Origin of the sequence: Amycolatopsis sp., from assembly GCF_036008905.1 — a bacterium.
Lineage (GTDB): Bacteria > Actinomycetota > Actinomycetes > Mycobacteriales > Pseudonocardiaceae > Amycolatopsis.
In genome coordinates, this window is the sequence record NZ_DASYMU010000155.1 from 1 (window position 1) to 13,688 (window position 13,688).

The 13,688-nt window shown below is 67.8% G+C and carries 15 protein-coding genes; 9 read left to right on the forward strand and 6 right to left on the reverse strand.

The features are described from left to right. Positions 1 to 169: 169 nt before the first annotated feature. The 3 genes from VGP60_RS26910 to VGP60_RS26920 all read right to left on the reverse strand — a co-directional run bounded on the left by VGP60_RS26910 (position 170) and on the right by VGP60_RS26920 (position 1,577). Positions 170 to 838, reverse strand: coding sequence for an HAD family phosphatase (locus tag VGP60_RS26910; RefSeq protein ID WP_327550898.1), 669 nt, complete (start codon positions 836 to 838; stop codon positions 170 to 172). 110 nt (positions 839 to 948) lie between these two features. Beyond that, positions 949 to 1,071 carry a hypothetical protein gene (locus VGP60_RS26915; RefSeq protein ID WP_327550899.1) on the reverse strand — a complete coding sequence of 41 codons (123 nt, stop codon included), beginning with the start codon at positions 1,069 to 1,071 and terminating at the stop codon, positions 949 to 951. Positions 1,072 to 1,112: 41 nt separating this feature from the next. Further along, positions 1,113 to 1,577 (reverse strand): MarR family winged helix-turn-helix transcriptional regulator, encoded by a 465-nt coding sequence (locus tag VGP60_RS26920; RefSeq protein WP_327550900.1) that lies wholly within the window; start codon positions 1,575 to 1,577, stop codon positions 1,113 to 1,115. A gap of 83 nt (positions 1,578 to 1,660) precedes the next feature. Between VGP60_RS26920 and VGP60_RS26925 the strand changes: the two genes are divergently transcribed. From VGP60_RS26925 to VGP60_RS26950, 6 genes are all read left to right on the forward strand, one after another. Next, a complete protein-coding gene (locus VGP60_RS26925; protein WP_327550901.1) occupies positions 1,661 to 2,212 on the forward strand; it encodes a YceI family protein in 552 nt (183 codons plus the stop codon). Between the two features lie 47 nt (positions 2,213 to 2,259). After that, positions 2,260 to 3,027 carry a pirin family protein gene (locus VGP60_RS26930; protein ID WP_327550902.1) on the forward strand — a complete coding sequence of 256 codons (768 nt, stop codon included), beginning with the start codon at positions 2,260 to 2,262 and terminating at the stop codon, positions 3,025 to 3,027. A gap of 66 nt (positions 3,028 to 3,093) precedes the next feature. After that, positions 3,094 to 4,104, forward strand: coding sequence for a Dyp-type peroxidase (locus tag VGP60_RS26935; RefSeq protein ID WP_327550903.1), 1,011 nt, complete (start codon positions 3,094 to 3,096; stop codon positions 4,102 to 4,104). After that, positions 4,101 to 4,895 (forward strand): family 1 encapsulin nanocompartment shell protein, encoded by a 795-nt coding sequence (locus VGP60_RS26940; protein ID WP_327550904.1) that lies wholly within the window; start codon positions 4,101 to 4,103, stop codon positions 4,893 to 4,895. Before VGP60_RS26935 ends, VGP60_RS26940 begins: the two co-directional genes overlap by 4 nt. Positions 4,896 to 4,907: 12 nt before the next feature. Continuing rightward, positions 4,908 to 5,651, forward strand: a complete 744-nt coding sequence (locus tag VGP60_RS26945) for a ferredoxin reductase (RefSeq protein ID WP_327550905.1) — start codon at positions 4,908 to 4,910, stop codon at positions 5,649 to 5,651. Positions 5,652 to 5,740: 89 nt separating this feature from the next. Next, positions 5,741 to 6,943 carry a lipase gene (locus tag VGP60_RS26950; protein ID WP_327550906.1) on the forward strand — a complete coding sequence of 401 codons (1,203 nt, stop codon included), beginning with the start codon at positions 5,741 to 5,743 and terminating at the stop codon, positions 6,941 to 6,943. Here the strand turns inward: VGP60_RS26950 and VGP60_RS26955 are convergent. Both VGP60_RS26955 and VGP60_RS26960 read right to left on the reverse strand, forming a co-directional pair. Further along, the gene (locus tag VGP60_RS26955; RefSeq protein WP_327550907.1) at positions 6,927 to 7,400 is read right to left on the reverse strand and encodes a histidine phosphatase family protein; all 474 of its coding nucleotides are present in this window, start codon (positions 7,398 to 7,400) and stop codon (positions 6,927 to 6,929) included. The two genes, VGP60_RS26950 and VGP60_RS26955, sit on opposite strands and share 17 nt — an antisense overlap. 132 nt (positions 7,401 to 7,532) lie before the next feature. Continuing rightward, positions 7,533 to 8,366 (reverse strand): alpha/beta hydrolase, encoded by an 834-nt coding sequence (locus VGP60_RS26960; RefSeq protein WP_327550908.1) that lies wholly within the window; start codon positions 8,364 to 8,366, stop codon positions 7,533 to 7,535. A gap of 109 nt (positions 8,367 to 8,475) precedes the next feature. Here VGP60_RS26960 and VGP60_RS26965 point away from each other — a divergent pair, with 109 nt between their 5' ends. Continuing rightward, positions 8,476 to 9,438 (forward strand): ABC transporter substrate-binding protein, encoded by a 963-nt coding sequence (locus tag VGP60_RS26965; RefSeq protein WP_327550909.1) that lies wholly within the window; start codon positions 8,476 to 8,478, stop codon positions 9,436 to 9,438. 187 nt (positions 9,439 to 9,625) lie between these two features. Beyond that, positions 9,626 to 10,507, forward strand: a complete 882-nt coding sequence (locus tag VGP60_RS26970) for an RDD family protein (RefSeq protein ID WP_327550910.1) — start codon at positions 9,626 to 9,628, stop codon at positions 10,505 to 10,507. Here VGP60_RS26970 and VGP60_RS26975 read toward each other — a convergent pair. Then, a complete protein-coding gene (locus VGP60_RS26975; RefSeq protein ID WP_327550911.1) occupies positions 10,504 to 11,670 on the reverse strand; it encodes a neutral zinc metallopeptidase in 1,167 nt (388 codons plus the stop codon). The genes VGP60_RS26970 and VGP60_RS26975 overlap by 4 nt on opposite strands. Positions 11,671 to 11,907: 237 nt before the next feature. On the opposite strand from VGP60_RS26975, the gene VGP60_RS26980 reads away from it, so the two are divergent. Next, positions 11,908 to 13,665, forward strand: coding sequence for a DUF2207 family protein (locus VGP60_RS26980; RefSeq protein ID WP_327550912.1), 1,758 nt, complete (start codon positions 11,908 to 11,910; stop codon positions 13,663 to 13,665). Positions 13,666 to 13,688: the final 23 nt, after the last annotated feature.

Below are 13,688 nucleotides of genomic sequence, written 5' to 3' on the forward strand. Positions count from 1 at the left end.
CTGGGGCTGTGTCCCGTGTTCCTGTGGCTGCTTGAGTTTTACGACTTGCCTGGCTGAGTTTCAGGCGGTGGGGTCGTGAGTGGCTACAAGTGTTCTAACACTCGTAAGCACTCACGACCCGCCCACCCGACGCCGAAGGAAGAGCGCGCCACATTTGCCTTTCCCACACTTACATTCGGGCCCAGTGGTCTACCCAGGCGGTGAGGGCGAGGTCGTCGAGGCGGGTGACTTGTGCGTGGGCACCGAGTGGTTGCGGGCCGACACCTAGCACTGTCATGCCTGCGTCCAAAGCGGAGCGCACCCCGGCCGCAGTGTTTTCGACAGCAAGAGCGGTAGCCGGGTCGACGTCGAGCCGGGCGCACGCGGCGAGATAGATGTCCGGTGCGGGCTTCGCGTGTTCGACGTCTCCGGCCGAGAGGGTGACCGGGATGAGGGCGGTGAGTCCGGCCTGCGCCAAGGCTTTGTCGAGCACGGCGCGAGGGGCGCTGCTGGCAACGGCTATCGGCATGAGTGAGGCGAGGCGGTGGACGAGTTTGAGTGCGCCGGGCATGGGGCGGCCGGTCGCGGCGACGGCGTCCGAGAGGCCGTCGGTCAGTTCTCGCTCCATTGAGGCGACTGGTTCGTTGAAGCGGGTTGCCATCATGGAGGAGATCTCGGGGAGGGAGCGCCCGGGTAGCCAGGTGTGGTCAGCGTCCGAACAGGACGTGGCCCGGCGGGCGAACATGGCGTCGAGGACGTCTTGGATGCACGTCACGGTGTCCATGAGGGTGCCGTCGCAGTCGAAGACCACGGCCGAGGGAGCGGGGGCCGTCCATAACGTCGAGTACTTCCGTCCCACGATGTCCCCTCGGATCGCCTGTGTTGCTGGCGATCAAGGTAAAGGCGTGGTGGGAAAGGCCCGGCCGGACTCGCCTGGCCGCGCCCAAGACCACTCGTACGGGGACCGCACTAGCTGAAGTCCGGCTCGCTGAGCCGGGTGCGCTTGAGTTCGGCGAACCCGGCGACCCGCTCGCCGTCCGGTCCCGGCACCGCGATCACGGGACTGCCGACATCCGGGCCGACCAGGGGCAAGACGGATCGAACCAGAAGTCCACGTGAATCGGTTCCATCCGCTAATCCTCCTCGGCGGCCAGCCGTTTGAGGATCGCTTCCGACATCGTCGCCAGTGTGCTGATCTGCTCCTCGGTCATCCCCTCGAAGAACAGCCGTCGCACGGTGTCCACGTGCTGTGGCGCGGCTTCCTCGATCGCCGTCCGGCCCTCCGGGGTCAGCACGATGAACGCGCCCCGCGCGTCCGACGGGCATTCCTCGCGCGCGACGAGACCGCGCTTCTGCATCCGGACCAGGTGATGGGACAGCCTGCTCTTCTCCCACTGCAGGGCTTGGGCGACCTCGAACATCCGCACCTTGTGTGACGGGTTGTCCGTGAGCTGGACCAGCACCTCGAAGTCGGACAGGGACAGCTTCGAGTCGGCCTGCAGCTGGCGGTTCAGGCGGGCGTTGAGCTGGGCCTGCATGGACATGTACTTCCGCCACGCGCGCTGCTGGGTCTCGTCAAGCCATCGGGGGTCCGTCATAAGGGTCATCATACCCGGAATAGTTGACACGTCACCCAGGTTGTGTATTTCATAGATGACACGTCAACCACTTGGGAGTAATCATGACCACCTCGTTCACCCAGCTCACCGGCAAGTACGACTTCGACCCGACGCACAGCCGTATCGGCTTTGTCGCCCGGCACGCGATGGTCACGAAGGTCCGTGGGCAGTTCAAGGAGTTCACCGGCGCCCTGCAGGTCGACGGTGACGACCCCGCCAAGTCCACCGCCGTGGTGAACATCAAGGCCCACAGCGTCGACACCGCCAACGCCGACCGCGACGGTCACCTGCGCAGCAGTGACTTCCTGCAGCTCGACACCTACCCCGAGATCAACTTCGTCTCGACCGACATCAGCCACCTCGGCGACACGGACTTCGAGGTGACCGGCGACCTCACGGTCAAGGACGTCACCAAGCCCGTCACGGTCAAGATCTCGCACGAGGGTGTCGCCACCGACCCGTACGGCAACGTCCGTATCGGCTTCGAGGGCACCACGACGATCAGCCGCAAGGAGTTCGGCATCACGTGGAACGCCGCGCTCGAGACCGGCGGCGTGCTGGTCAGCGACAAGGTCGTGCTCGAGTTCGACATCTCCGCGATCAAGGTCGGCTGAACAACCCCCTCCACCAACCTCTCCAAAGCGCCCAGGGAAGGCCAGAAATGAGCAAGACCGCGTTGCGTCCGCAGGTCGATATCCGCCGCTCCGGCGATCGGTCGGCCACGAAGATCGATTGGCTTGACTCCAAGCACTCGTTCTCCTTCGGCGGCCAGTACGACCCGGCGAACACGCACCACGGACTGCTCCTGGTCAACAACGACGACGTCGTCCGGCCGGGGATGGGTTTCGACACCCATCCCCACCAGGACATGGAGATCGTGACCTGGGTGCTGCAGGGTGCGCTGGTGCACCAGGACTCGACCGGGCACTCCGGCATCATCTACCCGGGCCTCGCCCAGCGGATGAGCGCCGGGACCGGCATCCTGCACTCCGAAAAGAACGACTCTTGGCGGCTCGACGGCGGCGACGAGCACCAGGAACCCGTGCACTTCGTGCAGATGTGGGTCGTGCCCGACGAAGCCGGGATCACCCCGGGTTACGAGCAGCTGGAGATCGAGAACGACCTGCTCTCCGGCGGACTGGTGCCGGTCGCGTCCGGCATGCGCAAGCACGACGGCGCGTCGGCGATCCGGATCGCCAACAAGTTCGCCGCGCTCCACGCGGCGCGGCTTCAGCCCGGCCAGACCGTCGAGCTGCCGGACGCTCCGCTGCTGCACCTGTACGTGCCGCGCGGGTCGGTGACGCTGGAGGGCGCCGGCGAATTGTCGACGGGCGACGCCGTCCGGTTCTCCGCGACAGGTGGGCAAAAGATCACCGCGATCGAACCCGCCGAAGTCCTCGTCTGGGAGATGCACGCCACGGTCGGGTGACGGAGGCGCGCGGGCGCGGATCGTGGCAGGCTGAGCACTCCTAGACCCGTAGGAGTGCGCCCTGCCATGACAGTCGAACCACAACCGGTGCTCGGTCCCGTCACGAGTGCGGCGATCTTCCTGGTGGCGACGATCGACGCCGGGGGCGAGCAGGACGTGCGCGACTTGCTGGAGGACCTCGCCGGGCTGCAGAAGGCGGTCGGCTTCCGCATTCCGGACGGCCGGCTGGCCTGCGTCACCGGAATAGGTTCGGATGCGTGGGACCGCCTCTTCGGCGGCCCTCGCCCGGCCGAGCTGCATCCGTTCCGGGCACTCGAGGGCGAAAAGCACGAAGCCGTGTCCACTCCCGGCGACCTGCTTTTCCACCTCCGCGCGGACAGGCTGGACCTGTGCTTCGAACTGGCGACGCAGCTCATGCGCCGCCTTTCGGGCGTGGTCACGGTGGTCGACGAGGTACAGGGCTTCAAGTTCTTCGAGCAGCGTGACCTGCTCGGTTTCGTGGACGGTACCGAGAACCCGTTCGGACGCGCCGCCGAGGCCGCCGTCACCGTCGGCACCGAAGACCCGGACTTCGCCGGCGGCAGCTACGTCATCGTGCAGAAGTACCTGCACGACATGAGTTCGTGGGACGCCCTGTCCGTCGAGGAACAGGAACGTGTGATCGGCCGGACGAAGCTGTCCAACATCGAGCTCGACGACGACGTCAAACCGCCGAACTCCCATGTCGCGCTGAACGTCATCACCGACGACGAGGGCAACGAGCTCGACATCGTGCGCGACAACATGCCCTTCGGCACGGTCGGCAACGGCGAGTTCGGCACCTACTTCATCGGCTATTCGAGCACGCCGTCGGTCACCGAGCGGATGCTGGAGAACATGTTTGTCGGTGACCCACCGGGGAACTACGACCGTATCCTCGACTTCTCGACCGTCCTCACCGGAAGCTTGTTCTACGTCCCGACAGCGGACTTCCTCGAAGATCTCCCCGATCCGCCGGCCGCGGCGGAAGAACCCGACCTGCCCGCGTTCGACGGTTCCCTTGGGATCGGAGACCTGAAAAGGAGCATGCGCCCATGAACAACCTGCACCGCGAACTTGCCCCGATCTCCTCGGCGGCCTGGGCCGACCTGGAAGAGGAGGCCCGGCGCACGTTCAAGCGGCACCTCGCCGGCCGCCGGGTCGTCGACGTCGAAGGTCCCGCCGGGCTGGAGCTGGCCGCGGTCGGCACCGGGCATCTCACCGCCCTGCCCTCACCGGGCGACGGCATCATCACGCATGTGCGGCAGGCGCAGGCCGTGGTCGAGCTACGGGTCCCGTTCACCGTGGACCGCCAGGCCGTCGACGACGTCGAGCGCGGCTCGAAGGACTCCGACTGGCAGCCGGTGAAGGACGCGGCGCAGCAGATCGCGTTCGCCGAGGACCGCGCGATCTTCGAGGGCTACGAGGCCGCCGGGATCAAAGGCATCCGCGAAAGCTCCTCCAACGCCACGCTCGTGCTGCCGGACAAGGCCACCGACTACCCGGACATCGTCAGCCAGGCCGTGACCGCGCTGCGGCTCGCCGGTGTCAACGGCCCGTACTCGCTGCTGCTCAGCGCGGACGCGTACACCGCCGTCAACGAGACCGCCGACCACGGTTACCCGGTGCGTGAGCATCTCGCCCGTGTCCTCGACGGCGACATCATCTGGGCGCCGGCCATCGATGGCGCGGTCCTGCTGTCCACCCGCGGCGGCGACTACGAGCTGCACATCGGCCAGGACCTGTCGATCGGCTACTCCTCGCACGACGCCACGAGTATCGACCTGTATTTCCAGGAGTCGCTGACCTTCCTGATGTACACCAGCGAAGCCGCTGTGGCCCTGACGTAATCGGTCCAAAACATGAGCCCGAAAGTCGCCGACCGTCTTCAATGGAGGGTCGCCACGCTCGCGCGGTTCCGGGAGGAGACGCCGACGGCCCGCACGCTCGTCTTCGACGTGCCGGGCTGGCCGGGTCACCTGCCGGGACAGCGCGTCGATGTCCGGCTCACCTCGGCCGACGGCTACAGCGCGCAGCGCAGCTATTCCCTGTCCGCGCCGGAAAACGGCGAGGAGGTGGAGCTGACCGTGCAGCGCGTGCCGGACGGTGAGGTTTCGCCGTACCTCACCGAGGGCTTCGAAGTCGGCTATCCGGTCGAGTTCCGCGGCCCGGTCGGCGGCTGGTTCGTCTGGCGTGCCACGGAAACCCAGCCGGTGCTGCTCCTCGCGGGCGGCTCGGGGATCGTGCCGCTGATGGCGATGATCCGCGCTCGTCGCGCCGTGGGCAGCCGTACGCCGTTCAAGCTCATTTACTCGGTCCGCACGCCCGCCGACATCTATTACGCCGACGAGCTGCGACGGCCGGAGCCAGGCCTCGACGTGACCTATGTGTACACCCGCGAAATGCCGGAGGGTGCGCTCGTGCCGCCGCGGCGCATCGGCGTTCCCGAGGTCAACACACACGGCTGGCCGCCGGACTTCGAGCCCAGCTGTTTCGTCTGCGGGCCCACGGGTTTCGTCGAGGCGGTGGCGGACATCCTCGTCGCGCTCGGGCACGACCCGCACCGAATCAAGACCGAGCGGTTCGGGCCCAGCGGAACGGATTGAAAATGGCAAGGCACAGTAGGGTCAGCCCTACCGGTGGCGGGGTGGCTGGCAGGCTGGGATAGGGGAGTGGCCGCGGCCAGGCTGGACGCATGACTTCCTTCCCTGTCAAGAAGATCCTGGCGGCGGTCCTGATCTGTGGAATGCTGCTGGCGGCCACGCCGGTCGCGTCGGCCTCGACGTCACAACGCGGTGCGCTCATTTCGGTGGTGCCCGTCCAGACACTGTCCGAAGAGGACGCACTGAAACCGGGCACGTTCGGGCCGTTGGACGCGAAGCAGGCGGAATACGGTGTCCACGCGTACCGCATCACGTACCGGACGATCGACGCCCACGGAAAGGTCACCACCGCGAGTGGTCTGGTCGCGCTGCCGGACAACAACCGGCGGGAACTCCGGACCGTCGCCTATGAACACGGAACGCGGGCTTCGCGCGACGAAGTCGCCTCGGTGGAGAAGGAAACGCTCGACTACCCGGTCACGCTGCTCATCGCGTCGGCCGGGTACGCGGCCGTTTCCCCGGACTACCTCGGCCTCGGGCTGGGCCCCGGAAACCATCCGTACATGGACGAAGCGTCGGAGACCACGGCGTCGCTCGACATGCTGCGCGCGGCGCGAACGCTTGCCGCACAACAACATCGCAAGCTCGACGAGAAGGTCTTCGTGACCGGCTTCTCGCAGGGCGGCCAGGCCGCGATGTCGCTCGGCCGCGCGTTGCAAGGCGGTGCCGACAGGTACCTGCGGCTCGGCGGGCTCGCCCCGATCAGTGGGCCGTACGACGTCGAGAACGCGGAACTACCCGGTCTGCTGACCAAGGGCGAGGTCTCCCCGGAAAGCGGCGCGTTCTACCTCGCGTACTGGATCACCTCGATGAACCGGCTGCATCACCTGTACGACAACCCGTCCGAGGTTTTCCGGGCGCCGTACGACAAAACCGTCGAGGCGCTGTTCGACGGCGACCACGACGAGGAGGTCATCTTCCGGTCGATGGCCAGGAGTCCGCAGGAGCTCCTCACCGACGACTACCTCCGGCGCCTGGCGCACCCGACGGGCGCGCTGCTCGACGCGATGCGCGAGAACGACGACACCTGCTCGTGGCGGCCCAAGGTGCCGGTGCGGTTGTACGCGGCGAACCTGGACACGGACGTCACCATCACGAACTCCCTTGACTGCCAGCAGGATCTGCGGGCCCGCGGGGCGAACGCGCAGGTGGTCAACCTCGGCGACCTCGACCACTTCGGCTCCGGGATCGCCGGTATCCCGCTGGCGCTGGAGTGGTTCAGCCGCGTGGGGTGACGCTGGTTTCGACGCTCGCCCACCCGCGTCCGGCTTTCTTCCAGGCCGCGGACGAGGTGAGCACGGCGATCGTGCCGGTCTTGAACCCGACCGAATCCCCGGTGAGCAGCGTGACGAGCTCTTCGACGTCCGGATTGTGCCCGATCAGGAGCAGGGTCCGGACGTCGTCGGCCGCTTCCCGCACCACGGAGGCGTAGGTCTCGGCGGAAGTCGCGTAGAGCCGATCGTCGAACCGGATCTCCGGGACCGTCTCGAGTTCGGCCGAAACGAGTTCCCAGGTCTGCCGCGTGCGCAGCGCGGGTGAGGAGATGACCAGGTCCGGGGCGTGGTGCTCCTGGATCCAGCGTCCCGCGAACGGCGCCTCCCGGCGGCCGCGGTCGTCGAGCGGCCGCTCGAGGTCGGCGAAACCGTCCGGCCACGCCGATTTCGCGTGCCTCATGATCACCAGTTCAGCCATTCGCCTGCCACTTCCGTTCCGGCTCGAAGTCTCGCGGTAACCGTATCTACGCTTGGCGGCGGCTTCCAGCGGCGTGGCACGTATTGATTCGAGCCCAGGCAACAGGGCTCGCGTGGCTTTGCGGGCGCCCGTTCAGTAGACGCTGAATTGGGCCATGAGCAGGGCGCTGACCGCTTCCGGAACTTCTTCGACGACCCAATGTGAAACATCTTCGAACATCTGGAAGTGATAAGGCGCGTCCACCCAGTTCTGGGTGGCGAGCGCGGCCGTGGAGCCGAAAGCGACGTCTTCGGTGGACCAGACGTACAGCGTCGGCACGGTGATCTTGCCGATCTTCCCGCCGGGGCGCCCCGCGCGGTACCAGTTCAGCGCCGCGGTGAGCGCGCCCGGCTCCGACAGTCGCCGCACGTACTCGTCGATCTTGCTCGGCGCGACCTTCCAGTCGAACATCCGGCGCAGCGCGTCGGCGTCGTCCGCCAGCATGCGCCGCTCGGTGACGCGGCCCTGGCGCCACTCGGTCAGGTAACCCGAGCGCAGATGCTGGTCCTCGTCGGTGTGCATGGCCTCCGCGAGCGCGGCGGGATGCGGCGTCGAAATGGCGGTGAGTGTGCGGAGCCGTTCGGGCGCGTGATCGGCGGTCCACCACGCGACGGCCGCGCCCCAGTCGTGGCCGACGAGGTCGAATTTGCCCCAGCCGAGTGAATCCGCCATCGCCAGCGCGTCCTCGACGAGGGTGTCGATGCCGTACTCCGCGACCTGTTCCGGTCGCACACCCGGCGAGTACCCCCGCTGGTCCGGCGCGACCGCCCGGAAACCTTCGGATCCGAGCTTCGCGACCTGCTCTTCCCACGCGATCGCGGCCTCGGGGAAACCGTGCAGCAACAGCACCGGCCTGCCGTCTTCCGGTCCCGACGCGATCGCGTCGAAGTTCCCGGCGGGGGTGGGGATGCTCAGCTGTTCGATCACGGTCCGACCCTAGCGCGGGACGAGATTTCAACTGGCTGTTGACTCCTTCAACAAGCAGTTGTAGCGTCCCTCGCATCACTCGAAGGCCCACTGGTCGTGGAGGTACCGCATGCCCTCAGCTGCGTCTTTGCCCGTTTCACGTCTGCGCGTAGCCGCGTTCGCCGCTGTTGTCGCGCTGGTCGCGACGGCGTGTGGCGGCGGCGAGGACGGCGCCGGGGGACAGCCCGCCGGCGCGAGTTCGAGCCCGATCCCCGACACCACCGCGCTGCTCGCCGGAGTCCAGAAGGACGACGCGCTCGCCGCCGGCCTGCCCGCGAAGAACGCGCAGGCCGGCGTGCTGAACCTGGCGTCCAACATCCAGTCCGCGCCGAACAACTTCTACTCCGCCGACGGCAAGACGCCGATCGGTTTCGAGGTCGACATCGCCAAGGCGATCGGCGCGAAGCTCGGCGTCAAGGTCGCGCACCAGGACATGGCGTTCGGGTCGCTCATCACCAGCCTGCAGTCCGGTCGCGTCGACCTGACCATGGCCGGGATGAACGACACCAAGGAACGCCAGGGCTCGATCGACTTCGTCGACTACTTCCAGTCCGGCATCACGATCATGGTCAAGAAGGGCAACCCGGACGGCGTCACCGGGCCGGACGCGTTGTGCGGCAAGGCCGTCGCCGTCGTCCAGGGCACCAGCCACCAGAAGTTCGCCGCCGAGCAGAGCACCAAGTGCACCGCGGCCGGCAAGGGCGCGGTCACCGTCACCGCGACCGACAGTGACACGCAGAACCAGAACCAGCTGCGCACCGGCCGCGTCGCCGCGCTCCTCAACGACCTGCCCAGCGCGGTCTACATCTCCAAGACCGCCGGTGACGGCAAGTTCTTCGACGTCGTGCCGGGCGAGCCGATCAACGGTGGCCCGTACGGGATCGGCGTCAACAAGGGGAACAAGGCGCTGACGGAGTCGATCCAGAAGGCGTTGCAGGCGCTCATCACCGACGGCACCTACGGCAAGATCCTCGACGCCTGGGGCGTCACCCAAGGCGCTCTCACGCAGGCCGGTGTCAATGGTGGAGCCTAAGCGGTCACGACCGAAAGTGGGTCGGGGGTCTCGACGGCCCAGCTTCCCGCTGGGCGCACGGCCGGAAGACCCGAGTACAACACCGGTACGAGGGTCTACCGGCCGCACACCCAGCGAAAACCTGGATCCGCCGAATACCCCCAACGAACTTCGCTCGCAACCACCAAGGGATCAATAGAGTGGCCTGGTGCGAGAAGAGTCAGATCTCATCACCGGCGAGGCCGTGGTCGTCGACCTGAGGATCGCGAGGCTCGCCAGCCGCGGGCTGGCGATGATGCTGGACGTCGCCCTGCAGGCGGCCCTCCTGCTGATCGTTTTCCTGATCGCGCTCTGGGCGACGCCGTCGGGGGACACCTCGTTGATCCTGACGATCATCCTGGGCTCGTTCGTGCTCGTGATGGTCGGCTACCCGCTGCTGTTCGAGACGCTGACCCGCGGCCGCACCCTGGGGAAGATGGCCGTCGGGCTCCGGGTGGTGCGCGCCGACGGCGGCCCGATCCGCTTCCGGCACGCGCTCGCCCGCGCATTGTGCGGGGTGCTCGTCGACTTCTGGCTGCTGGGTTTCGGCGGCTCGATCGCGCTGATCGTGTCGTTGCTTTCCCCTGACGGCAAACGGGTCGGGGACTACCTCGCGGGCACCGTCGTGATCCGCGAACGGGTGCCGGACGCCGGGATGACCTCGGAGATCCAGATGCCGCCGCAGCTGGCTCAGTGGGCGTCGCAGCTCGACCTCAGCGGCCTGCCGGACGATCTCGCGCTCGCCGCCCGGCAGTTCCTCGGGCGGATGAACGAACTCCGACTGGAGGCCGCGGACTCCCTTGGCTACTCCCTCGCCATGCAGGTCGGGCAGTGCATCGGCACGCCGCCGCCACCGGGCGTCCCGGCGTGGGCCTTTCTTTCGGCCGTGCTCGCCGAGCGGCGGTCGCGGGATCACCTGCGAGCCTTCGGGCGGCCGGTGCCGACGATGACGTACATCCACCCGCCGCCCGCCGCCGCGCCGCCGAGCGCCACCCCGGCCCCGACGGAGCAAACCCCGGCGCCCGACAACCCGTTCGCCCCTCCCGGCTAAGAGACGTCGTTCGCGGCCGACGCCCAGGTGTTGCACTGGGTCGTCCGGTTCTTCAGCGCGCCCTGTTGCCACCACGAAACGGTGTGCGCGTCGGAGCCGTGGTCGCGCGGGCCGCCGCCGTGATCGCCGCGGTTCTGCGTCTGCCAGGCGTCGCGGTACATGGGCTGGTCGACGTCGCCGCCCCGGTTCACCGTCGAGCCGAGGTACATCCCAGAGAAGCACTGCGCCTGCAGCTCGAACCGCCGGGACATCTCCAGCCCGGCGGCGGAGTCCGTCCCGGCTTCGTAGCGCTGGTCCCAGTAGGCGTCGGTCATCCCGGACAGCGCCTGCACGTGATGGCCGTACTCGTGGGCGAACAGTGCCAAGTAGACACCGGGCCGGCTGCCGTGCTGTTTGGTCTGCAGGCCTTCGAACGGCATGTAGAGCGTCTCGTTCTGGGAGCAGTAGAACGCCGCTGCCGCGCCCTTGGTGACCCCGCCGCACGGGCTGGACCAGTTGGTGCCGGACGGGTACTTCACCGTCGGCACGCGGAACGGCAGATTCGCGTAGGCCATGGCTTCTTTCCAAGGCGCGTCAAGACATTTCCGCGCGCTCTCGAAGAAGGCGGCCGCGGCTTCCGGGTTCGTCGCCCATTTCGTGAGCTGGCAGGCGGTGTTCGGCAATCCACCGTCGGCCTTCGTGAAAAGCGGATTGGTCCCGAGCGTCGCCGACGGCTGCGGGCCTGACGGTGTGCTCTTCGTCGCCGTGCTCTGGCTGGTGCTCCTGGTGCTCGTCGACCGGCTCGTGGTGAACGTCGTCGTGGATGACGTCGACGTCCGTTCGCTGGACGTCGTTGTCGTCGGGTAGCTCTCGTAACCGGCCTCCGCGCTTTGACGACGTGAGCCGCCACCGGACAGCGTGACGGTCGCGATCAAACCGCCCACGACCACGAACACCCCGAGGATCGACAGACTCGCGATCAGCGCGGTGTTGGACTTCTTCGCGACGGGATACCGGTAAACCGGGCCGAATCCCGGCTGTGGACCGAATCGCGGCGGACCCGCGGGGTAGTACGCGGGCGGCATCGGCACGCCTTGACGCGGCGGGGGAAGGGGCGCGAACCCGGGCGGTGGCAGGGGAAACCCGCCGCTCGGTGGGCCGGGACGCTGCTGCCAGGCGGGCATCGGCTGAGGCTGCGCCGGACGGTATCGCGGAACAGGAGCGCCTCGCGGCGGCAACGGCCGCCCGCCCGGTGGCGGCAACGGCCGGAAACGTGGATCGGGCAGGCCGGGTGGCGGCTGGTTCATCGAGTCGGATCCCCCATGCGGTCAAGCCAACGCCTTGTTCATGCACCCAGGTGGTGGGTTTGGCGTTTCGGCGGTCAGCATAGAGCGACTGCCCTAGGGTGTGTGACTGTGTTGATGAATTGGGGGCCGGCCACGGTACTGACCGTCGCTGCCTTGATGTTCCCGTCGCAGACGGACGTGAACAGTCCCAGTGGCGGGCCGCCGCTGCCGGGCCTGCCGCAGGTCTCGGCGCCGCCCGCCGACGGTGTGCAGGGCGACGCCGGCCAGGTGCAGCCCGACGCCACCGGTCCCTCCGCCGATGTGGCGCTGAAAGTCCTGCGGGACGGCAGTCTTTCCGTCACGGAGACGGTGAAGATCCCCGGTGGGCAACAACTCGTGCGCCGAATTCCGTTGCGGGTCGCGGCGGGTGACGACCAGGACCGCGTTTACACGATCCGGGACACGAAGGTGACCGGAACGGGAAAAGCGGAGCAGAACGGTGACCAGCTCGTCCTGACCCTGGGCGGTGGCGAGTCCGTCACCACGTACACGGTGGACGGTTCGGTCGCCGACCTCACCGGCAACCAGCAAGTCCGCTGGCAGCTGGCGAGCGGCTGGGACGCCGAGCTGGCCAGGCTCACGGCTTCGTTCATCGCGCCGGTCCGCGAAGCGTCCTCTGTGGACTGTTTCGCCGGGCCCATCGGTTCCAGTCAGCAGTGCTCACTGTCGGAAGTGGATCACAGCGGTATCGTCCGCGTCGAGCAGGACGGTTTGAAGGCAGACGAACGCGTCGACCTCGCCGTGCAGCTGCCACCGGGAACAGTGCCCGCGAACGCCCGGTTCGAAAAGACGGCCACGGTCGCCAACGCGTTTTCGCTGACCCCGTTGGTGGGTATCGGTTTCGGTACGCTCGCGCTGTTCTTGATCCTGGGCGCGCTCGCCGTGTGGCTGCTGCGCAAACGTGACGTGCGTGCGCTGAGCGCGGGTTCCGAACCGGTCGACGTGCTGCTGCGCGACGGTGGCCGCGTCTACTTCGCTTCGCCCGACGGCGTGCTGCCGGGCCAGGTCGGCACGGTCGTCGACGAGACCGTCGACGTCGTCGACATCACCGCCACGGTCGTCGATCTCGCCGTGCGTAACTACTTGTGGATCGCCGAAGTCCGCGGCGCGACCGGTGCGGTCGATTGGCAGCTCGCCCGGCGCAACGCCGCCGACGACAACCTCCTGGACTTCGAGCGCGCGATTTTCGGCCTTTTGCTGCCACCTGGCACGGATTCCGTGCTGTTGTCCGAATTGCGCGGCCGGGGCTCGCTCGATCTCCGCAAGGTCAGCGACGCGATGTACCACGACGTCGTGCGCAAGCGCTGGTTCGCGCACCGGCCGGACAGCGGCCGTAACCGCCTGACCTGGGTGGGTGTCGGGCTGCTTGTGCTCGGCCTCGTCGGGACAGTGGTGCTGACGTTCACCGCCGGGCATGCGCTCCTGGGCGTGGCGCTCGCCGTCGCCGGTGTCGCGCTGACGGTCGGCGCGGGCTGGGTGCCGTCACGCACCGCGCGCGGCCGGGCACTCGTCGGCCAGGTGCGCGGGCTGCTCAACTACCTGCACACCGTCAAGGTCACCGACGTTCCCGCGGCTGACCACGAGATGGTGTTCTCGCGGTCGCTGCCGTACGCCGTCGTGCTCGGGGAAACCGACCGCTGGCTGGAAACCTTCGCCGGGCTCGATCCTTCGTCGGACGGTTCGGCCGGGCTGTACTGGTTCGGCGGGCTGGAGCGGGAGCGTGACCTGCGCCGGTTCGCCGCGCACCTGCCGTCGTTCCTCACCGCGCTGGACGGCCTGCTCGCCGAGTCCGGCCATCTGCGGTCCATCCGCCCGGAGCCCGTCCCGGCGTAGGACACGACCTCACTACTGTTCTC

Bases quoted from the DNA above. Each gene is read 5' to 3' on its own strand.
- VGP60_RS26920 (WP_327550900.1), bottom strand. From the start codon at position 1,577: ATGACGGACCCCCGATGGCTTGACGAGACCCAGCAGCGCGCGTGGCGG.
- VGP60_RS26925 (WP_327550901.1), top strand. From the start codon at position 1,661: ATGACCACCTCGTTCACCCAGCTCACCGGCAAGTACGACTTCGACCCG.
- VGP60_RS26930 (WP_327550902.1), top strand. From the start codon at position 2,260: ATGAGCAAGACCGCGTTGCGTCCGCAGGTCGATATCCGCCGCTCCGGC.
- VGP60_RS26935 (WP_327550903.1), top strand. From the start codon at position 3,094: ATGACAGTCGAACCACAACCGGTGCTCGGTCCCGTCACGAGTGCGGCG.
- VGP60_RS26940 (WP_327550904.1), top strand. From the start codon at position 4,101: ATGAACAACCTGCACCGCGAACTTGCCCCGATCTCCTCGGCGGCCTGG.
- VGP60_RS26945 (WP_327550905.1), top strand. From the start codon at position 4,908: ATGAGCCCGAAAGTCGCCGACCGTCTTCAATGGAGGGTCGCCACGCTC.
- VGP60_RS26950 (WP_327550906.1), top strand. From the start codon at position 5,741: ATGACTTCCTTCCCTGTCAAGAAGATCCTGGCGGCGGTCCTGATCTGT.
- VGP60_RS26955 (WP_327550907.1), bottom strand. From the start codon at position 7,400: ATGGCTGAACTGGTGATCATGAGGCACGCGAAATCGGCGTGGCCGGAC.
- VGP60_RS26965 (WP_327550909.1), top strand. From the start codon at position 8,476: ATGCCCTCAGCTGCGTCTTTGCCCGTTTCACGTCTGCGCGTAGCCGCG.
- VGP60_RS26975 (WP_327550911.1), bottom strand. From the start codon at position 11,670: ATGCCCGCCTGGCAGCAGCGTCCCGGCCCACCGAGCGGCGGGTTTCCC.
- VGP60_RS26980 (WP_327550912.1), top strand. From the start codon at position 11,908: ATGAATTGGGGGCCGGCCACGGTACTGACCGTCGCTGCCTTGATGTTC.